Origin of the sequence: Sphingomonas sp. STIS6.2 (assembly GCF_000732685.2) — a bacterium.
GTDB classification, from domain to species: domain Bacteria; phylum Pseudomonadota; class Alphaproteobacteria; order Sphingomonadales; family Sphingomonadaceae; genus Sphingomonas; species Sphingomonas aerolata.
Genome location: NZ_JPDP02000140.1, coordinates 6,215 through 25,709, shown reverse-complemented (window position 1 = coordinate 25,709; position 19,495 = coordinate 6,215). Strand labels below are relative to the sequence as shown.

Annotated in this window: 21 protein-coding genes and 1 pseudogene; 13 read left to right on the top strand and 9 right to left on the bottom strand. The window is 68.0% G+C overall.

Annotation, left to right across the window (positions count from 1 at the left end):
- Positions 1 to 1,114: phosphate acyltransferase (locus sphst_RS14510; protein ID WP_267895127.1), on the top strand; the 1,114-nt coding region annotated here is incomplete at its 5' end.
- 36 nt (positions 1,115 to 1,150) lie between these two features.
- Here the strand turns inward: sphst_RS14510 and sphst_RS14505 are convergent.
- On the bottom strand, positions 1,151 to 1,939 hold the full coding sequence (locus tag sphst_RS14505; RefSeq protein ID WP_031392879.1) for an SDR family oxidoreductase: 789 nt from the start codon (positions 1,937 to 1,939) through the stop codon (positions 1,151 to 1,153).
- 344 nt (positions 1,940 to 2,283) lie between these two features.
- Here sphst_RS14505 and sphst_RS14500 point away from each other — a divergent pair, with 344 nt between their 5' ends.
- Positions 2,284 to 2,898 (top strand): CHAP domain-containing protein, encoded by a 615-nt coding sequence (locus sphst_RS14500; RefSeq protein WP_081877380.1) that lies wholly within the window; start codon positions 2,284 to 2,286, stop codon positions 2,896 to 2,898.
- Positions 2,899 to 2,911: 13 nt separating this feature from the next.
- On the opposite strand, the gene msrB is transcribed toward sphst_RS14500, so the two are convergent.
- The 4 genes from msrB to sphst_RS14480 form a co-directional block, all read right to left on the bottom strand.
- On the bottom strand, positions 2,912 to 3,418 hold the full coding sequence (gene msrB, locus sphst_RS14495; protein WP_031392877.1) for a peptide-methionine (R)-S-oxide reductase MsrB: 507 nt from the start codon (positions 3,416 to 3,418) through the stop codon (positions 2,912 to 2,914).
- Between the two features lie 62 nt (positions 3,419 to 3,480).
- On the bottom strand, positions 3,481 to 4,683 hold the full coding sequence (locus sphst_RS14490; RefSeq protein ID WP_031392876.1) for a cytochrome P450: 1,203 nt from the start codon (positions 4,681 to 4,683) through the stop codon (positions 3,481 to 3,483).
- A 142-nt stretch (positions 4,684 to 4,825) separates the two neighbouring features.
- Positions 4,826 to 6,055, bottom strand: a complete 1,230-nt coding sequence (locus sphst_RS14485; RefSeq protein ID WP_031392875.1) for an ABC transporter permease — start codon at positions 6,053 to 6,055, stop codon at positions 4,826 to 4,828.
- Positions 6,052 to 6,969 carry an ABC transporter ATP-binding protein gene (locus tag sphst_RS14480; RefSeq protein WP_031392874.1) on the bottom strand — a complete coding sequence of 306 codons (918 nt, stop codon included), beginning with the start codon at positions 6,967 to 6,969 and terminating at the stop codon, positions 6,052 to 6,054. Before sphst_RS14480 ends, sphst_RS14485 begins: the two co-directional genes overlap by 4 nt.
- Before the next feature lie 38 nt (positions 6,970 to 7,007).
- Here sphst_RS14480 and queG point away from each other — a divergent pair, with 38 nt between their 5' ends.
- Positions 7,008 to 8,159, top strand: a complete 1,152-nt coding sequence (gene queG / locus sphst_RS14475; protein ID WP_031392873.1) for a tRNA epoxyqueuosine(34) reductase QueG — start codon at positions 7,008 to 7,010, stop codon at positions 8,157 to 8,159.
- A gap of 125 nt (positions 8,160 to 8,284) precedes the next feature.
- Positions 8,285 to 9,271: an MlaA family lipoprotein gene (locus sphst_RS14470; protein ID WP_234387674.1), complete on the top strand. Its 987-nt coding sequence runs from the start codon at positions 8,285 to 8,287 to the stop codon at positions 9,269 to 9,271.
- A 5-nt stretch (positions 9,272 to 9,276) separates the two neighbouring features.
- Here the strand turns inward: sphst_RS14470 and sphst_RS14465 are convergent, their stop codons facing one another.
- Genes sphst_RS14465 through sphst_RS14455 form a run of 3 tightly spaced genes read right to left on the bottom strand, consistent with a single transcriptional unit; the run spans position 9,277 to position 10,995 of the window.
- Complete coding sequence (locus sphst_RS14465) at positions 9,277 to 9,684, bottom strand: hypothetical protein (RefSeq protein WP_107045740.1); 408 nt, start codon at positions 9,682 to 9,684, stop codon at positions 9,277 to 9,279.
- Entirely contained in the window at positions 9,684 to 10,382 is a 699-nt protein-coding gene (locus sphst_RS14460) for an EI24 domain-containing protein (protein WP_107045739.1), read from the bottom strand. Before sphst_RS14460 ends, sphst_RS14465 begins: the two co-directional genes overlap by 1 nt.
- A gap of 49 nt (positions 10,383 to 10,431) precedes the next feature.
- Entirely contained in the window at positions 10,432 to 10,995 is a 564-nt protein-coding gene (locus sphst_RS14455) for a helix-turn-helix domain-containing protein (RefSeq protein ID WP_031394722.1), read from the bottom strand.
- Between the two features lie 105 nt (positions 10,996 to 11,100).
- On the opposite strand from sphst_RS14455, the gene sphst_RS14450 reads away from it, so the two are divergent.
- The 3 genes and pseudogenes from sphst_RS14450 to sphst_RS14440 all read left to right on the top strand — a co-directional run bounded on the left by sphst_RS14450 (position 11,101) and on the right by sphst_RS14440 (position 13,273).
- Entirely contained in the window at positions 11,101 to 11,703 is a 603-nt protein-coding gene (locus sphst_RS14450) for a DUF6456 domain-containing protein (RefSeq protein ID WP_234387673.1), read from the top strand.
- The gene (dapF, locus tag sphst_RS14445) at positions 11,688 to 12,635 is read left to right on the top strand and encodes a diaminopimelate epimerase (RefSeq protein ID WP_107045738.1); all 948 of its coding nucleotides are present in this window, start codon (positions 11,688 to 11,690) and stop codon (positions 12,633 to 12,635) included. Before sphst_RS14450 ends, dapF begins: the two co-directional genes overlap by 16 nt.
- 84 nt (positions 12,636 to 12,719) lie before the next feature.
- A pseudogene (locus tag sphst_RS14440) lies at positions 12,720 to 13,273 on the top strand (fasciclin domain-containing protein).
- A gap of 243 nt (positions 13,274 to 13,516) precedes the next feature.
- Here the strand turns inward: sphst_RS14440 and sphst_RS14435 are convergent.
- A complete protein-coding gene (locus sphst_RS14435; protein ID WP_031440507.1) occupies positions 13,517 to 14,782 on the bottom strand; it encodes a NupC/NupG family nucleoside CNT transporter in 1,266 nt (421 codons plus the stop codon).
- A gap of 161 nt (positions 14,783 to 14,943) precedes the next feature.
- On the opposite strand from sphst_RS14435, the gene sphst_RS14430 reads away from it, so the two are divergent.
- From sphst_RS14430 to sphst_RS14400, 6 genes are all read left to right on the top strand, one after another.
- Complete coding sequence (locus tag sphst_RS14430) at positions 14,944 to 15,588, top strand: queuosine precursor transporter (RefSeq protein WP_107045741.1); 645 nt, start codon at positions 14,944 to 14,946, stop codon at positions 15,586 to 15,588.
- A gap of 176 nt (positions 15,589 to 15,764) precedes the next feature.
- Positions 15,765 to 16,682, top strand: coding sequence for an acetylglutamate kinase (gene argB, locus sphst_RS14420; protein WP_056406920.1), 918 nt, complete (start codon positions 15,765 to 15,767; stop codon positions 16,680 to 16,682).
- A 218-nt stretch (positions 16,683 to 16,900) separates the two neighbouring features.
- Positions 16,901 to 17,203, top strand: a complete 303-nt coding sequence (locus sphst_RS14415) for a YggT family protein (RefSeq protein ID WP_031395935.1) — start codon at positions 16,901 to 16,903, stop codon at positions 17,201 to 17,203.
- Positions 17,200 to 17,496, top strand: a complete 297-nt coding sequence (locus tag sphst_RS14410) for a DUF167 domain-containing protein (RefSeq protein ID WP_107045736.1) — start codon at positions 17,200 to 17,202, stop codon at positions 17,494 to 17,496. The genes sphst_RS14415 and sphst_RS14410 overlap by 4 nt, the downstream gene beginning before the upstream one ends.
- 10 nt (positions 17,497 to 17,506) lie before the next feature.
- Complete coding sequence (gene folD, locus sphst_RS14405; RefSeq protein WP_107045735.1) at positions 17,507 to 18,397, top strand: bifunctional methylenetetrahydrofolate dehydrogenase/methenyltetrahydrofolate cyclohydrolase FolD; 891 nt, start codon at positions 17,507 to 17,509, stop codon at positions 18,395 to 18,397.
- Positions 18,394 to 19,014: a MarC family protein gene (locus sphst_RS14400; protein ID WP_107045734.1), complete on the top strand. Its 621-nt coding sequence runs from the start codon at positions 18,394 to 18,396 to the stop codon at positions 19,012 to 19,014. Before folD ends, sphst_RS14400 begins: the two co-directional genes overlap by 4 nt.
- The last annotated feature ends 481 nt before the right edge of the window (positions 19,015 to 19,495 follow it).

The following is a 19,495-nucleotide window of genomic DNA, read 5'->3' as shown; positions in this document are numbered from 1 at the left end:
CCCCGCGCCGTTCGATCCGCGGCTGATGGAGGTCGTTCCCGTCGCGGTCGCCAAGGCGGCAATGGCATCGGGCGTCGCGACCAAGCCGATTCTCGACATCGAGGCGTATCGCCAGTCGCTGCGCGCGCGTCTCAACCCGACCACCTCGGTGCTGTCGATGGCCTATGAGGGCGCACGGGCGCATCCCAAGCGTGTCATCTTCGCCGAGGGCGAGGAAGAGGTCGTGCTGCGGGCGGCGATCGCGTTCAAGGAGGGCGGCTACGGTACGCCGGTGCTGGTCGGTCGCGACGACGTGCCCGACCGGTTGCGCGCGCTGGGCGTCACCGATCCCGAGAGCTTCGAGCTGCACAACAGCCGCGTCTCGCCGCTGGTGCCGAAGATGGTCGAGCTGCTCTACGCCCGGCTCCAGCGTCGTGGGTATCTGCGGCGCGACTGCGAGCGGATGGTGAACCAGGATCGCAACATCTTCGGTGCGCTGCTGCTGCAGCTCGGCGAGGGCGATGCGATGATCACCGGCATCACGCGTACCTATGGCGAGACGATGCGCCAGATCTACCGCGTGATCGATCCGGCCGCGGGCAAGACGCCGTTCGGCATCCATCTGCTTGTCGGGCAGAGCCACACGGTGTTCATCGCCGACACCACGGTCAACGAACGTCCGACCGCCGAGCAGCTCGCCGATTTCGCCGAGCAGACCGCAGCGGTCGCGCGTCGCATGGGGCATGAGCCGCGCGTCGCGTTCCTGAGCTATTCGAATTTCGGCAATCCGAAGGGCGAGTGGCTCGACAATATCCGCGACGCGGTGACGGTGCTCGACGGTCGTCAGGTCGGGTTCGAATATGAGGGCGAGATGGCGCCGGACGTGGCGCTCAACCCGAAGCAGCTGGCGAACTATCCGTTCGCGCGACTGTCGGGGCCGGCGAACGTGCTGATCATGCCGGGTCTTCAGTCCGCGCATATCTCGGCCAAGCTGTTGCGCGAGCTTGGGGGGGATTCGGTGATCGGGCCGATGCTGATCGGCATGGAGAAGCCGGTGCAGGTCGCGCCGATGACGAGCACGGCGAGCGAGCTGGTGACGCTGGCGGTGCTCGCGGCGGGTGGGATTGCTCGGTGAACTCTCCCTCTCCCCCGAGGGGAGAGGGGTTTGTGATCAAGCGTCGATGCTGGTGCCTAGCGAGGCGTGGACGAGGCCGCCGTCGACGGTGATGGTCTCGCCGATCACGTAATCGCCGGCGCGGCTGGCGAGGTAGATCGCGGCGCCGGCCATGTCTTCGTCGACGCCGACCCGCTTGGCCGGGATCCCTTGCGCGACAGCGTCGCCGTGATCGCGGGCGGCCTTGTTCATGTCGCTGGCGAATGCGCCGGGGGCGATCGAAGTGACGTTGATCGAATCGGTCACGAGCCGCGCGGCCATGCGCTTGGTCAGATAGATCAGTGCCGATTTCGACGCGTGATAGCTGTAGGTTTCCCACGGGTTGAGGCGCTGGCCGTCGATCGAGGTGATGTTGATGACCTTGGCCGGCCGATCGCGCGAGCCCGAGGCCTTAAGCGCCGCGTGCAGCGCCTGGGTCAGGAAGAAGGGTGATTTGACGTTAAGGTCCATGACCTTGTCCCAGCCGACCTCCGAAAACTCCTCGAACGGAACGCCCCAGGCCGCGCCCGCATTGTTGACGAGGATGTCGAGCCGGCTCTCATGCTCGGCGAACTGCGCCGCGAGCGCCTTGCAGCCGGCGACGGTCGAGACGTCCTGCGGCAGCGCGATGCAGTTGGGGCCGAGCTCGGCCGCCGCGGCTTCGCAGGCATCCGCCTTGCGCGACGAGATGTAGACCTTCGCGCCCTGCGCGATGAAGCCCGCCGCGATCATCTTGCCGATGCCGCGGCTGCCGCCGGTGATCAGCGCGACGCGGCCGTCGAGACGAAACAGGGTGGTCGTATCCATGCGGCATCCTCCAGAGATTTTTGCGACTGGTATCGCCGCGCGGCGTGCGTAGCAAACCCGTTTTTCGAATCGCCGTGGTTTGACGAGGTGGTGCGCCGTACTGTTAGCGCAAAGCCGGCCCTCCTGCGCTCTCTTGATGGGTGCGGGACTAACGATCCCGGCCCGCATGCGCGTGTCCGCTGCATCAGCGGCAGAACATCGAAAAAGGGCGGCATGGTCGGCTAAAAAAGGGGCTCGTCGGCGCGGCAACACGCTTCGTCGGATATGGTTCCGCGACGCCTTTCAATTAAATCCGCACTCCCGTAGCCAGACTGTGACGAACGGGTTTTGACCGGGGGGTCTCGATGAATTTCAAGGCGTTAGCAGCGCGTTTTGCGCTGGTGGTATCGTGCGGCCTGATGACGGCCACACCGGCAGCGGCCCAGTTCTGGCAGTGCGTGACCTTTGCCCGCTCGGTGTCGGGCATCGAGATCCGTGGCAATGCGAACACCTGGTGGAGCCAGGCCGAGGGCCGCTACGAGCGTGGCCATGCACCAAAGGCCGGTGCCGTCCTCGCCTTCTCGCCCACCTCGCGGATGCGCGTCGGCCATGTCGCGATGGTCTCGAAGGTCGTCAGCGACCGCGAAGTGCTCCTGACCCATGCCAACTGGTCGCGCCGCGGTGCGATCGAAACCAATGTTCGCGCGATCGACGTGTCCGACGCGGGCGACTGGAGCATGGTCAAGGTCTGGTACGGGCCGCAGGGCGATCTCGGCACCTCGGCCTATCCGACCAAGGGCTTCATCTATTCAGGCCATGCACCGCGTGGCGACACGCTCGACGCCCCCGCCCAGCCGTCGCTTCAGATGGTCAGCGCGCCCAGCGCGACGCAGCGTGCCAATGCCGCTCAGCTCGCCACGGTGCAGCATGGCCCGACCGACCCGCGCGGCATCTTCACGCTCGTAAACGACGCGGGCTGAACCAGTTAAGCGATTACCGGGCCGCCATCGCCCGGAACGTCAGCGCATCGCCGTTCATGCAATAGCGCTTTCCCGTCGGCTTGGGGCCGTCGTCGAACACATGGCCGAGATGCCCGCCGCAGCGTCGGCAATGCACCTCGGTCCGCGCCATCCCGAGCGTCGAATCGACCCGGGTCCGCACGGCATTGGTCAAGGGCTGCCAGAAGCTCGGCCATCCCGTCCCGCTCTCGAACTTGGTCTTTGACGAAAAGGCGGGGAGCGCGCAGCCGGCACAGGAAAAGATCCCGGCGCGATGTTCGCCGTTGAGCGGGCTCGAATAGGGTCGCTCGGTCCCTTCCTTGCGCAGCACGTTATAGGCATCCGGCGACAGCTTCTTGCGCCACTGTGCATCGCTCAGCGTGACCTCGAAGCGTTCGGCGGCCTGGGCGGACTGCGACGAGCAGCCCCAGAGGGCAAAGCCCGCCGCGCCTGCGCCGGCGAGCGTGAGGAACGTGCGGCGATCGGGCGATGTGTGTGTCATGGTCATGATATAAGTACGAACTTTGCCGCGAACAGGATGCGTGCGGGGGCGGGCGATGAAAGTCAGTAGCGGCTGATCTCGACGGGGAGCGTGCGATAGCCGTGGACGAAACACGCGGCGACTCGGGTCGGCGGGCCGACCACGTTGATCCGCATGCGGCGCTTCGCCATCTCCTCGAGCAGGATCGCGAGCTGCATCTCGGCGAGCCTCGCCCCGACGCAGCGGTGGATGCCGTGGCCGAAGGCGAGATGGCGCCGCGCATTGGGACGGTCGACGCGGATCGCGTCGGCATCATCCCCGAACACGCTCTCGTCGCGATTCGCCGAGAGATACCACAGGGCCAGCTTGTCGCCGGCCTTGATCGACTGGCCCTGCAGTTCGGTATCCTGCGTCGCGGTGCGTCGCATGTGCGCGAGCGGCGTCTGCCAGCGGAGGATCTCGCTCACGGCGTTGGGAATGAGCGCCGGATTCGCTTCCAGCATGGCGCGGGCGTCGGGAAATGCGTCGAGGCCATAGGCCAGCGCCGACATCGAGTTGCGGGTCGTGTCGTTGCCCCCGACGATCAGGAGGATCAGGTTTCCGATGAATTCGTGATGCTCCATATGCGCCATCGCATCCGAATGGATCAGCATCGAGATCAGGTCGGGGGTCGGCGGCCGGTCGATCTTGGCGTTCCAGAGCGTCTGGAAATAGGCCCCGCAATCAAACATATGCGCGAGCCGCTGCTTGCGCGTCTCCTCGTTCTTGACGAGCTCGATGTCGCCCGCCCAGTCCGACCACAGGGTTAGCTTGCGCCGATCCTCCCACGGGAAATCGAACAGGATCGCCAGCATCTGCGTCGTCAGTTCGATTGCGACGCGGTCGACCCAGTCGAACGGCGTGTTCCAGTCGAGCCCGTCGAGGATCTCCGCGGTGCGCCGGCGGATGTCGGGCGCCATGCGGGTCATCTCGCTCGGGGTGAAGGCGGGCGCCACCGTGCGGCGCTGGCTGGTGTGGATCGGGCGATCGCGCGCTATGAACATCGGCATGCGGACGTCGCGATCGCGATCGAAATCGGCGAGGGTGATGCCGCCGGCTTCGGAGGAATAGAGGTCGGGCAGCGACTCGACCTCGACGATCCCCCGGTAGTTCGAGACCGACCAATAGGGGCCGTAATCCGAGCTCGCGACATGGTGGACCGGGGCATGCGCGCGAAGGTGGCGGAAGGGGGCGTGCCAGACATCGTCGCGGTAGAGGTCCGCGCGACTGACATCGAGCGGGTCGATCGGGTGTTTTCCGGTTGCCGCCCCGGTAGTTACGGGGCCGCCAAGCGGAGCCGTCGTGATGTCCCCTGCAAGCGTCGCCACCCATCACTCTCCTGTTTTCGGGCAGGAGACCAAGTACTGACAGCGATGTCAACAACCTGTGTCAGTGGGGCTTCGCGCGGCGCCAGAAGGGCCGCGCGCTGCCTGACTGGAGCACGCCGCGGCGGAACAGTCGTGCGCCAACGACGATGAAGATCGTCACCCACAGGGCCTGCCAGGCCAGCGCCGCGACGTGCGGCCAGAGCTCGGGGGAATTGGCCGCGTGCCCGGCCATCGCGAAGGGCGAGGAAAGCGGAAACAGCTCGGCGAGCGTCGCGATCCAGCTGCCGGGGCGCGAGACCGCGGCGGACGAGAGGCCGAACATCGCGACCTGAAGGATCGTGATCGGCAGCGACAGCATCTGGATCTCGCGCATCGTCGAGGCCTGCGCGCCGACGCCGAGAAACACTGATCCCAGAAGCAGATAGGCCATGGTGAAATAGCCGGCGAACAGCAACGCGAACATCGGTCCGCCGACTGCGGGACGGAGATCGCCGATCGCCGCCGCCGCGCCTGCGGGAAGCAATGTCGTGACCTGTCCGACGACGGTTCCCCAGAAGGCGACGAACAGCACCGCGACGCCGAACATGCCGATCAGCTTGCCGAAGAACACCGATTCGAGCGGGACCGCGGCGGCGAGCACCTCGATCACCTTGTTGTTGCGCTCCTCGGCCATCGTCCCGACGACCTGGCCGGAGAGGAACAGCGTCAGGAAGAAGATCCCGAACACCGCGAAGAAGGCGGACTGATGCTGGCCACCGACCGAGCCGCGCGACCGCGTGATCCGGGTCTTGGTCACGTCGATCCGGGGCAGCGTGCCGCCCGCCTGTTGCGCCGCCAGCGTCGTCTGCGCGAGCGTGGCGAGATAGCCCGCGGCGCGGTCGCCGCGTGGACCATAGAGGATCTGTGGCGCCGCGAGCGGGCCGTAAAGCACTGCGGCGGCGTCGATATCGTTGCGGTTGAAGGCGTTGCGCGCCTGTGCCGCCGGATCGGCGGAGGCCGGCTGGGTGGTCAGGTCGGGCGGTCCCTCGCCTGGCCGGAAGATGCCGCGCAGCCGCGTGTCGGCCTCGGCCATCATACGCGACTCGGCGGCGGGGAGGATCGCGATGATCTGCGCCTTGTCCTGCGCGCCGTCGGTGACGCTGGCCGCGCCGAGCCCGCCGACCGCCCCGAAGGCGCCCATGATCAGCGGCGCGAACAGGAAGAGCAGGAAGATCGGGGTGAAGACGGTCGCGGTGAAATCGCGGCGGGCAATGGTGAAGGTCTGGCGCAGCGTGCGGCGGAAGCGGGTCATGGCTGCGCCTCCTGCTGATCGACGATTCGCACGAACGCCTCGTGCAGCCCGGGGCGTTCGATCGAGAGCCCGGAAATGCCGTATCCGGCGTCGATCAGCCGCACCAGCAGCGTCTCGATCCCGCCGCCCGGCAGTTCGAACCGCCAGCCGTCGCGATCGGGCAGCGCATCGGGGGGCAGCACGCCGCGGATCGCGGGGTCGGGACGGTGCGGGGTGTAGTGAACGCGCTGGGGCAGGACGCCGCGCGCGTCGTCGACGGTGCCTTCGAACCGGCGCTTGCCGCCGGCGATGATCGCCAGCCGGTCGCACAGCCGTTCCGCATGGCTCATGATATGCGTCGAGAACAGGATCGTCGCGCCGCGATCGCGCTCGACAAGGATAAGCTTTTCAAGACGTTCCTGGTTGACCGGATCGAGCCCGGAAAAGGGTTCGTCGAGCACGAGCAGATCGGGCTGATGCACGACCGAGCCGAGCAGCTGGACGAGCTGCGCCATGCCCTTCGACAATTTGCGGATCTTCTCGTCGACCGCATGGCCGAGCCCCGCCCCCTCCATCAGCGTCACCGCGCGCGCACGTCCGGTCTTCCAGTCGAGACCGCGCAGCGCGCCCATGAACGCGATCGCCTCGCGTGCCTTCATCGCGGGATAAAGTCCCCGTTCCTCCGGCAGATAGCCGACATGATCCGAAGCGTCGCGCGGGCTGTCGAAGCCCAGCAGCGTGCGGTGGCCTTCATCGGGCTCGATGATCCCGAGCAGCATGCGCAGCGTCGTGGTCTTGCCCGCGCCGTTCGGCCCGAGCACGCCATAGATCGCGCCGGTCGGCACGGCGATGTCGACGCCGTCGACCACCCGCCGGTCGCCGAAGCGCTTGACCAGCCCGCTGGCCTTGACCGCCCATTCCTCGCCCACGCGCAAACTTCCTTCAAGCCGAGCGCCTGTGGTAGCGGGCGGACGTGCCCGACGACAAGCCATCCGACCTCGAATCGCGCGTGAAGGCCAAGGCGGCCGAACTGGGCTTTGCGGCGTGCGGGATTGCGCGCGCGGATGCAGCGCCGCTGGCGGGCGAGCGGCTGCACCAGTGGCTGGCCGAAGGGCGGCATGGCGACATGATCTGGATGGAGGAGCGGCGCGCGCAGCGGGCGAGCCCTGCCGGGCTGTGGCCCGCGGTGCGCAGCGTGATCGCGCTGGGCATGAGCTATGCGCCGAAGGACGATCCGCTGCGGCTGGCGGAGCAAGGCGAGGTCGGCCGGATCTCGGTCTATGCGCAGGGGGCGGATTATCACGACGTCATCAAGCGGCAGCTGAAGGCGCTCGGCCGGTGGCTGGCGAGCGATGCGGTCGGTGTCGAGTATCCGTTCGATCTCAAGGTGTTCGTCGATACCGCCCCGGTGATGGAGAAGCCGCTCGCGGAGGCGGCGGGGCTGGGGTGGCAGGGCAAGCACACCAATCTGGTCAGCCGGACAGAGGGCAGCTGGCTGTTCCTCGGTGCGATCTACACGACGCTCGAGCTGAAGGGCGACGCCGCGGGTCGGGATCTGTGCGGGAGCTGTGACGCGTGCCAGCGCGCGTGCCCGACCGATGCGTTTCCGGCGCCCTACAGGCTCGATGCGCGGCGTTGCATCTCGTATCTGACGATCGAGCATGCGGGGGTAATTCCCGAGGAATTCCGGGCGGGTATCGGCAACCGCATCTATGGCTGCGACGATTGCCTGGCGGTGTGCCCGTGGAACAAGTTCGCCGCCGCAGCGAACGCCAATCTCGCCTTTGCGCCGCGCGCCGAGTTGGTCGCGCCCGAGATCGCCGACCTGATCGCGCTCGACGATGCGGGATTCCGTCAGGTCTTTGCCGGATCGCCGATCAAGCGGATCGGGCGCGACAAGATGGTCCGCAACGCGTTGATCGCGGCGGGGAATAGCGGCGATCCGGCCTTGTCGGAGGGCGTCGCGGCGTTGCTGGGCGATCCGGCGCCGGTGGTGCGCGGGACGGCGGTGTGGGCCTTGTCGCGACTCGACGCGGTGCGATTCGCGGCCGAGAAAGCGGATCGTCGCGGCGGCGAAAATGATGATGGCGTCCGCGCGGAATGGGACCGGGCGAACTTAAGCTGACGCGGGCCAAGTGACGCGCGACAGGGGAAATTATTCACGAACGCCGGTGTAGGGGCGCGCATTCGAGACTTGCCTTGCGGGGGCAATGCGGACAGCGGTGGCGGTCCAAGGGGCGATGATTGCATATGTTGGCATTTTCCACTGCTACGATGGTCGCCGCGCTGGCGGTGCAGGCCGTCGACCCGCTGCCCGTCGCGCCGGTCCCGGTTGCGCCGTCGACGGTGGTTGCGGACGAGCAGCGCGTGCCCGAATCGCCCGTCGTGCCGGTATCGCCGCCCGTGGTGCCCGTAGCGCCGGTTGCAGCGTCCCAGACTGTCCCGGTTCCAGCGCCCGTGCCCGCCGAGCCGAACGCGCAGAAGGACATCGTCGTCGTCGGGCAGTCGCGTGATGCCGGGGATCCGCTGCGTGGCGTGAATGCCCAGGCGTTCGGGGCGACGCAGGCGGTCGACAGCGCGGTCGTTGGGCCGGTGGCGCGGGTCTACAAGCGCAAGGTGCCGAGCCCGATCCGCAAGGGTATTCACAACTTTCTCTATAACTTGCGCGAGCCGATCGTGTTCGTGAACTTCCTGCTGCAGTTCAAGCCGGGCAAGGCGGCCGAGACGGTCGGGCGGTTCGTGATCAATTCGACGGTCGGTGCGGCGGGGGTCATCGACGTCGCCAAGAAGCGGCCGTTCCGGCTGCCGCGCCGGTCGAACGGCTTTGCCAACACGCTGGGGTATCACGGCATCGGCAACGGGCCGTTCCTGTTCCTGCCGCTGGTCGGGCCGACGACGGTGCGCGACCTGATCGGCGGGACGCTCGACCGGTTGCTGCTGCCCACTGCGATCGGTTCGCCGTTCACCGATGCGAGCTACACGGTGCCGGCCGGGGTGCTCGGCGCGCTCGACCACCGCGCCGATTTCGACGAAACTCTCAAGTGTTTGCATGACGATGTGGGCGATCCCTATGCATCGTCGCGCGCCTTCTACCTGCACCGGCGACAGGCGGAGATCGACCATCTCCACCGCCGGCCGCCGGCGCCGCCGCCCGAATGCCAGGCGGCGCTGCCCGCGACGCGGATCCCGGTCGGCGCGGCGGGCGCGACCGAAACGGTGCCGCCGCCCGGGCCCTGAGCGGCTTAGCGGCCGCCGTCGCGGCGGGTGAGCGCGGCGACGCAGCTGGCGCGGTCGATCGTGCTGCCGTCGAGCTCGCGCGCGTCGATATAGGTGACCTTGGGCTCGCCCGATCCGGCGGGGTAGAGATAGGCGTCGAGCACGCAAATTCCGCTCTGGAACTGGAGCTTGCGCGCCGCGCCCTCGCGGATATCGGCGTCGGGATCGCCGAACAGCCGGGTCAGCCCGGCGGCGGTCTGGCCGATCACGCGTTCGAGCCCGACGCTTGTATAGGGGATGGCGGGGCGGCCGACCGGCGCGGTCGCGACGGGCGCGGCGCAGCCCGCGAGCGCGAGGCCGAGGGCCATCGCCAGGCCCGCACCGGATCGCGAGACTGCGAAGCCTTTCAACGCGTTGACACGTGATCTCGTCATCAGCTGGTCCCCCGGGCGCGCACCGCTGCGCGCGTCCCGTGATAAAAATGCGTCGCCATCGCCGCGCCCAGCACGGGGGCGGCGATGTTGAGGATCGGAACCACGAACAGCGCGGTGTTCGCAAGACCCAGCATGAACCGCGACGCCCGCGTCGTCGCACGCCAGCCCCGCATCGCCGCGGCGTCCATGTGGCGCGCGGCGACCATGTCGCCGAGATCGCGCCCGAGCAGCCAGCCATTGACCACGAAAAACGCCGCCGCGGTCCCGACCCCGGTGACGAGCAGGCCGATATAGACGGGCACCATCAACAGGTTGACGAGCAGCACGCGGAACGCCGAGCGCAATCCCATCGCCAGGCTGCGCGCGAACGGCACGGGTCGCGCGGTAGCCAGACTGGCGGGATAATGTCGCGCCTCGACCGCGGCGACGACATCGTCGGCGAAGATCCCGACGACCGCGATGGCGACCGCGCGAAACAGTATCCAGACCGCGAGGATGGTCAAGAACAGCGCGACCGCAGCGGCGATCCCGGCCTGGTCACTGCCGAGCCAGGCGGCGAAAATCGCCTTTGCGCCCAGCCACATGAGCAGGCCGAGCGCGGCGAAGACGAGCAGCGTCACCGCCATCGACTTGGCGAAGACGCGCAGCACCGGAGGATCGCCGAGCTGGCCGAGCGAGAGGAAAAAGCCGCGGATCATGCGGCAGCGATGGCCCGCCGCCTCCGGGCCGTCAATGCAGGGTTCCGACTCAGAGCGTGCGGATCAGGCGGACCGCGCGGGCGATCCAGACGGGGCGCTCGATCTGCTGGGGTGCGGCATCGTCGCCGACCGGAATAAGCGTGGGACTGCCGTCGGTTAGCGCGACCAGACGGCCAAAGGCGAAGCGGCCGGCGGGGCGGGGGACGAGCACGTCGCGGTAGAGCGCGCTCTCGAAGTCGTCGGGGCCGAGCGTGGTGCACCAGAGCACGTCGCCCGTGCGGTAGTCGCCGACGCCGGCGGCCACCGTCACTGCGACCTGACCCGGCTCGACATGCGGCGGCGTGGCGAGATTGGGGCGGGTAGGGGCTTGAATTCCGGTCGAATCCAGGATCGCGACGACGGGCAGATCGGCGCGTTCGGGCATCGTCACGAGATCGACCGCGGCGACGTCGAGCGCGGCGGCGATCCGGTTGAGCCATCCGACCGACACGGTCCGCGTCCCCGTCTCGAGCCGGCCGATCGTCTGCGCGGTTGTCGGGGGATCACAACGCCTTGCGACGTCGTCGAGCGTCAGTCCCTTGGCGCGGCGGACGGCACGGATAGCAGTGATCATCGACAGGCTCCGTCGTTTGCACAAACCAGATAGGTTAGTTTCTCTTGTAATTTCTGGTCGAATATGGCAAGGCAAACGGGACTCGGCAAATGGAAAGGGCGGCGCATGCAGGATCTGATCGAGGTCGCGATCGACGGGCGGGGCATGCGGCGGGATGCCAACAGGGAAGGTGAGCGGGAAGCTGACAGGGTCGGTGAGCGGGAGGTGCAGCGGGAAGGTGTCGCGCGTGGCGGGCGGAGCGTGACGGTCAACCGGGCGGAGTCACCGCTGACCTGGCTGCGGTCGCGCGGGCTGATCGATGCGCGGCAGTTTGCGGCGGGCGAGCGGTTGCGCGCGGCGTACGAGACCGCGTCGATCGCACCGAGCGTGACGATGCGCTGGACGCCGCGGGTCGATGGCGGCGGGCAGGATGCGCTCGACCCGACCGTCGCGCAGATCGCGGCGAAGCGGCGGTTCGATGCGGCGATCGCGGCGGCGGGGCCGGGGCTGGCGGATATACTGTGGCGGGTGGTGTGCGCGGGCGAGGGGCTGCCCGCGGCGGAGCGCGCGCTGTCCTGGCCGGCGCGCGCGGGGCGGCTGGTGCTGACGCTCGCGCTCGACCGGCTGGCGACACATTATGAGGGCGGGGACGTTAGAGGGCGCGAGGGGGGCGGCGGCTCGCCTTTGCGCGGCGACGGGGCTAAGGGCGCGGCATGCGCTTCGATCTGATCAAATGTCACGGCTCCGGCAACGATTTCCCGCTGATCGACGCGCGTGCGCTGTCGCTGGGCGATGCGGACTGGGCGCGGGTTGCGCGCGCGCTCGCGGATCGCGCGGGGCCGGTCGGGGGTGACGGGCTGCTGCTGCTGACGGACGGCGACGAGCAGGGGCGGGCGTTCGGGATGCGGATGTTCAATTCGGACGGGAGCGAATCGGAGACGTGCCTCAACGGGCTGCGCTGTGTCGCGCGCGCGGGGTTCGCCGCGACCGGGCTGACGCGCGCGACCGCGCGGCTGAAGACGAGCGATGCGCTGGTCGTGCGCGACGCGGACATCGCGCCGGGCGTGTTCACGGTGCGCGAGACCGCGGGGCCGGCGTCGCTCGATGTTGCGGCGTGGCCGATGCATGTCGATGCGGACCAGATCGTCGAGGCGCCGCTCGCCGGACTGCCCTCGACGCGCGCGTTCACCGCGGTGGCGATGCCCAACCCGCATCTGGTGGCGTTCGTCGAGGCGGTCGACGATGCCGAGCTGGTCCGCGTCGGCATGGCGTGCGAGGCGGCGCCCGACTGGCTGCCCAACCGCGCCAATGTGAGCTTTGTCGAGCTGCGCGGGACCGACCTGTTCGTCCGCACGCATGAGCGCGGGGTCGGGCTGACCGACAGTTGCGGCAGCGCGATGGCGGCGTCGACCTTTGCCGCGTGCCTGACGGGGCGGATCGCGTATGACACGCCGACGACGGTGTTCAACCGCGGCGGGCTGGTCCGCGCCGAGGCGGGGGCGGACGGGATGGTGACGCTGTCGGGCAATGCGACGGTCGAATGGACCGGGTCGGTGACGGTCGATCTGGATCCGGGCAAGCCGGGTGCGCGCGACCTGGTGATCGCGCGGCGGCATGACGAAGAGATTGCCGCCTGGGAAACATTGCGCACCGGAATGTAAAAAAGCGTGTGCATCGTTGCGGCCGGGGTGGCCGTATCTTCGCCGCGGCAGCCGGATCATCGGCGCCGATCAGGAGAGACTGTCATGACCCCCCTGTTTCGTACCACGATCATTGCCGCCGCTGTCGCCGTCAGCGGCACCGCGCTGGTCGCCGCGCAGACCAACCCGATGGTCGGCGGCGCCGCGATGTACCCGACCAAGACGATCGTCGAGAATGCGGTCAATTCGAAGGATCACACGACGCTGGTCGCCGCGGTCAAGGCCGCCGACCTGGTCGAGACGCTGTCGGGGCCGGGGCCGTTCACGGTCTTCGCGCCGACCAATGCCGCGTTCGCGAAGCTGCCCGCGGGGACGGTCGACACGCTGCTCAAGCCCGAGAACAAGGCGCAGCTGGCGGGCGTGCTGACCTATCATGTCGTGCCGGGGACGATCATGGCCGCCGACATCGCGGCCAAGGCCAAGGCGGATGGCGGGACTGCGAGTTACACCACCGTGCAGGGTGAGCCGCTGATGTTCATGAAGTCGGGCAGCGGCTGGGGCATCATGGACGGCAAGGGGCACAAGGGGCGGATCACGATCGCCGATGTGCGCCAGTCGAACGGGCTGATCCTGTGATCGATACGGTGATGCTGCCGTGAGGGGGTGAGGGTTTCGAGCCTCGCGTGCCCTCACCCTCCCACGCTTCGCGTGGGCCCCTCCCTCTCCCCCGGGGGGAGAGGGGTTTTGGGGTCCCTCTCCCCCTGGGGGAGAGGGAAGGAGGAGCCTTTAGGCGACGGGAGGGTGAGGGGTGGTTGGGATGAGCGGTCTCGAGCCTCGCGTGCCCTCACCCTCCCACGCTTCGCGTGGGCCCCTCCCTCTCCCCCGAGGGGAGAGGGGTTTGTTTAGCTGATCAGGAGGCCGGCCAGGGCGGCGGACATGAGGTTCGCGAGGCTGCCGGCGGCGAGGGCGCGGAGGCCGAGTTTGGCGATCATCGGGCGCTGGTTGGGGGCGAGGCTGCCGGTCACCGCCATCTGGATTGCGATCGACGAGAAATTGGCGAAGCCGCACAGTGAGAAGGTGATCACCGCGATCGTCCGCGGGCTGAGCCCGGGTTGCGTGCCGAGCGAGATATAGGCGACGAATTCGTTCAGCACGATCTTCTGCCCGAACAGCCCGCCGGCGATCCCCGCCTCGCTCCACGGCACGTTCAGGAGGAACATGATCGGCGCGAAGACATAGCCGAGCAGCCCCTGGAAGCTCAGCCCCGGCAGCCCGATCATGTTGCCGAGCCCGCCGAGCAGGCCGTTGGCGAGCGCGACCAGCGCGACGAAGGCGAGCACCATCGCGCCGACCGCGACCGCGAGGCGGACGCCGGTCTGCGCGCCCTGGGCGGCGGCCATGATCAGGTTGGCGGGCTTTTCCTCGTCATGCGTCGCCTGCGGCATGGGTTCGCCCGCGGACGATTCGCCGGGCAGGTCGCCGAGCGCGAGCTCGCCCTCGGGCGGCGTGACGCGGTCGGGCATGATGATCTTCGCCATCAGGATCCCGCCGGGCGCGGCCATGAAGCTGGCGGCGAGCAGATAGTCGATGCGGATGCCCATCGACGCATAGGCCGCGAGGATCGTGCCCGCGACGCCCGCCATCCCGCTGGTCATCACGGTGAAGAGCTGCGCGGGGGTGAGGCCGGCGAGATAGGGGCGGATGACGAGCGGTGATTCGCTCTGGCCGACGAAGATGTTCGCCGCCGCGCAGAGCGATTCGACCTTCGACACGCCGATCACCTTCTCGATGCCGCCGCCGACCCAGCGCACCACGAACTGCATGATGCCGAGATAATAGAGGATCGAGACGAGGCTGGCGAAGAATATGATGACGGGGAGGGCGGCGATCGCGAAGCTCTGGCCGCCGATCTCGGGGGTCGCCATCTTGCCGAACAGGAATTCGGTGCCCTTTTGCGAATAGCCGAGCAGATTGGCGACGCCGCCCGACATGCTGCCGAGCACGACCTTGCCGAAGCTGGAATAGAGCACGAGGATCGCGATGCCCGCCTGGAGCGCGAAGGCGGCGCCGACGATCCGCAGCCGGATCGCGCGGCGGTCGCTCGACAGCAGCACCGCGATGCCGAGGATGACGGCGATGCCTGCAAGGCCGATGATCAGTCTTTCCATGGACGCCCTGCGTTTTGGTACTATGACACACGCGGCCCCCCGGCTGCGCAAGCGGCCGACATGACACGGGTACGCCGTGCTCGCCAGTCATTTGACGCCTGTACGCTGTCAGAAGGGCTAGGCATTTGACGGCGCGCGGCATTTCGCTAGCGTCCGGCGCGATGACCACAGACCTTCCCGCGTTCCCGCGTTCGCTCTTCATTTTCTCTGTCCTCTATGGCGGCATGGTGTGCATCGCCGGCGTGCTGGGGGTGAAACAGGTCGCGCTCGGGCCGCTCGCGGTCGAGGCGGGGATCTTCGCGTTCCTGCTGCTGGTGGTGATCAGCAGCGCGATTTCGGAACTGCACGGGCAGAAGACCGCGACGTTCCTGGTGCGGCTGGGGTTCATCCCGCTGCTGGTGTCCGCCGCGCTGATCCAGCTGGTGCTCGCGCTGCCGCATGATCCGGGGATGTACCCGCCTGCGGTCGACGCCTTCCCGGTCGTCGTCGGGCAGGGCGCACGGATGATGATGGCGGGGCTGATCTCCTACGGGATCTCGCAGACGCTCAACGTGCTGATCTTCGCGCGGCTGGCGGGGCCGGTCGGCGGCGAGGGGCGGCTGGTCTGGCTGCGCGGCATGATCGCGAGCATCGTGTCGCAGGTGATCGACACGGTGCTGTTCATCACCATCTCGTTCCTCGGTGCGCGGCCGATCATCGAGCTGATGGCGGGGCAGATGCTGACCAAGGTGGTGCTGTCGGTGGTGCTGGTGCCGTTTGCGATCACCTTCTTCGTGCGGCTGGGGCGGCGGCTGGACCGGGTTTGACGGAAGAGGGGGGCGTCCCCCTCTTCGTCATCCCCGCGGAGGCGGGGATCCATAGTCTCGGACGCCGGTGAGTCCGACGTGAGGCCAGCCAGTCTGGATTCCCGCCTGCGCGGGAATGACGGGGGGAGGTGGCAGCGCGGCTTTCGCTAACCCCTCGCACTGGCTAAGGGGGCGGGATGACCGATCATACGCCCGATCCCGCCCTGCTCGCCAAGGCCGAGACGCTGACCGAGGCGCTGCCCTATCTGCAGCGTTATGCCGGCAAGACCTTCGTCGTGAAATATGGCGGGCACGCGATGGGCGACCCTGAGCTGCAGCGCGATTTCGCCGAGGACATGGTGCTGTTGAAGGCGGTCGGGATCAACCCGGTCGTGGTACATGGCGGCGGGCCGCAGATCGGCTCGATGCTGAAGCGGCTGGGGGTCGAATCGCGGTTCGTCGACGGGCTGCGCGTGACCGACAAGGAGACCGCGCAGATCGCCGAAATGGTGCTGGCGGGATCGATCAACAAGGAAATCGTCGGCTGGATCGGCCAGGCGGGCGGCCGCGCGGTCGGGATTTCGGGGAAGGACGCCGGCCTTGTCCTCGCGCAGAAGGTCGGCCATGGCCGCGAGCCCGACAAGCTGCAGGGGATCGAGCGGCATGTCGACCTGGGGTTCGTCGGCGAGCCGATCGCGGTCGACCGGACGATCCTCGACACGCTGATCGCCGCGGACATCATCCCGGTGATCGCGCCGATCGGGATCGGGGCGGACGGCCACACCTACAACATCAACGCCGACACGATGGCGGGCGCGATCGCCGCCGCGATGGGCGCGGCGCGGTTCTTCCTGCTGACCGACGTGGTCGGCGTGCTCGACAAGCAGGGCGAATTGCTGACCGATCTGGATCCGGCGAAGATCGCCGAGCTGCGCGCCGACGGGACGATCACGGGGGGGATGATTCCCAAGCTCGAGACCTGCGTCGCGGCGGTCGGATCGGGCGTCGACGCGGCGGTGATCATCGACGGGCGCGTGCCGCATGCGATGCTGCTGGAGATTTTCACGCGGCAGGGCGCTGGGACGCTGGTGAGTGCGAACGGGCGGGCGCGGTAGGGGTTTTCTGCCGTCATCCTGGGCTTGACCCAGGATCCAGGGTTACGGGGGATGACGCTGCTTGGCTCTGGATCCTGACTTTCGTCAGGATGACGGAGTTGGGGCAGGGGGGATGCTCTTCTTTCGTCTGGATGACGGGTGGGGTTGTTTGGGGCGGCGGGGTTCTCGTTGTCGGTCCGCTGCCTTATATAAGGCATACACCAGCGGAGACCCTTGCCTTGCTCGCCCTTCTTCAGATCGTCCAGTTGCTGCTCAACCTCGTCTGGTGGGTCATCATGATCCAGGCGGTGATGTCGTGGCTCATCGCGTTCAACATCATCAACACGCAGAGCAATGTCGTCCGGTCGGTATGGGAGGCGTTGCAGCGGATCACCGAGCCGCTCTATCGGCCGATCCGGCGGATCCTGCCCGATTTCGGCACGCTCGACCTGTCGCCGCTCGTCGTGCTGTTGATCCTGTACATCCTGACCAACATCGTCGTGCCCAACATCGCACAGAGCCTGCTTGCCCCCGGGCTGTGAGCGATGCGGCCGCCTGGCGTGCGGTGGACGGCGGTCTGGCGATCGCGGTCCGCGTGACGCCGCGCGGCGGGCGGGATGCGCTGATGGCGGGGACCCCGGAGCATCTGGCCGCAAGGCTGGCGGCGGCGCCGGTCGATGGCGCCGCGAATGCCGCGCTGATCGCGCTGGTCGCCAAGAGCTTCGGCGTGCCGAAACGCGCGGTCACTATCGTCGCGGGCGAGACCGCGCGGCTGAAACGCCCGCATGTCGCGGGCGACACGCCTGCGCTGGCGGAAATCGCCGCCGCGCTTTAGGACGGCGGGCATGAGTGCGACCATCATCGACGGCAAGGCCTTCGCCGCCGGCCTTAGGGCCCGTATCGCCACCGGCGTCACCGCCTTTGCCGCAGCGGCGGGCCGCGCGCCCGGGCTCGCGGTGGTGCTGGTCGGCGAGGACCCTGCGTCCAACGTCTATGTCCGGTCGAAGGGCAAGGCGACGCGCGAGGCGGGGATGGTGAGCGTCGAGCACCGGCTGCCCGCCGATGTCGGCGCCGAGACGCTGCTCGCGCTGGTCGCCGATCTCAATGCCGATCCGACGATCGACGGGATCCTCGTCCAGTTGCCGCTCCCCAGACATATCGACGAGCAGGCGGTGATCGCGGCGATCGATCCCGACAAGGATGTCGACGGCTTCCACCCGATCAATGCGGGGCGGCTCGCGACGGGTTCGGCGGGGTTCGTGCCGTGCACGCCGCTTGGCTGCGTGATGCTGCTCAAAAGCGTCGTGCCGAACCTGAGCGGGATGGAGGCGGTGGTCGTCGGCCGGTCGAACATCGTCGGCAAGCCGATGGCGCAATTGCTGTTGCGCGAGAGCTGCACCGTGACCGTGGTGCACAGCCGGACGCGCGACGTGCGCGCGCATGTCGGCGCCGCGGACATCGTCGTGGCCGCGGTCGGGATCCCGGAGATGATCAAGGGCGACTGGCTGAAGCCCGGGGCGACCGTCATCGACGTCGGCATCAACCGCACCGAGGCCGGGCTGGTCGGCGATGTCGATTTCACGAGCGCGGTCGGCGTCGCAGGCGCGATCACGCCGGTGCCCGGCGGCGTCGGGCCGATGACGATCGCGTGCCTGTTGCGCAATACCTTGGTGTCCGCCGGGCGGCGCGAAGGTGTCGCGATCGACGAGGCGGCGCTCGACCGGGCCGGCGCATGATCGAGCTCTATATCTCGTCGCTGATCACCTTCTTCGTGGTGATCGATCCGCCGGGCTGCGCGCCGATCTATGCCGGGCTGTCGGCGAGCGCGTCGGCGACGCAGAAGCGCGCGATGGCGTTCCGCGCGGTCGGCGTGTCGGCGGCGATCCTGTTCGTGTTCGCGCTGTTCGGTGAGGCGTTGCTGAAAGGATTGGGGATCAGCCTGGCGAGCTTCCGGATCGCGGGCGGGATCATGCTGTTCCTGATCGCGCTGGAAATGGTGTTCGAAAAGCGCACCGAACGCCGCGAGGACCGCGCCGCCAAGGTCGCGAGCGATCCCGAAGCCGACGACGTGTCGATCTTCCCGATGGCGATGCCGATGATCGCGGGGCCGGGTTCGATCGCGTCGGTGATGCTGCTGATGAGCCGCAACAGCGGGATCGAGCGCTCGGCAGTGGTGCTGGCAGCGATGGTGACGATCCTGTTGCTGACACTCGTCGCGCTGCTCGCGGCGGGGCCGATCATGCGGATCCTGGGCGCGAAGATCGAGGCGGTGATCACGCGGCTGCTCGGCGTGCTGCTGGCGGCGCTGGCGGTGCAGTTCGTGCTGGACGGGTTGTCGGTGGTGTTGCGGTAGGCTGGGGTCGGCGTGCGCGGTGCGCCGATTGCCGTCATCCTGACGAAAGTCAGGATCCAGAGCCAATACCGATACCGCGCGTAACTCTGGATCCTGACTTTCGTCAGGATGACGGGGTGAGGTGAGGTGACGGTGTGGCCGCCCCTGCTACGTCATCCCCGCGGAGGCGGGGATCCATAGGCTGTGCGTTTGCCGATGACTCGCAGCGTTTGCCGGTCTGGATCCCCGCCTTCGCGGGGATGACGGGTTAGGTGAAGTGCGCGTCCGCCCTTCTTCGTCATCCTGGGCTTGACCCGGGACCCAGGGTTTCGGGCGGTGGTGCTGCTTGGCTCTGGTCCTGACTTTCGTCAGGATGACGGTTGGAGGTGGGGAGACGGTGTGCCCACCCCTGCTACGTCATCCCCGCGGAGGCGGGGATCCATCGTCTATGCGGTTGTTGATGACTCGCAGCCTTTGCCAGTCTGGATCCCCGCCTTCGCGG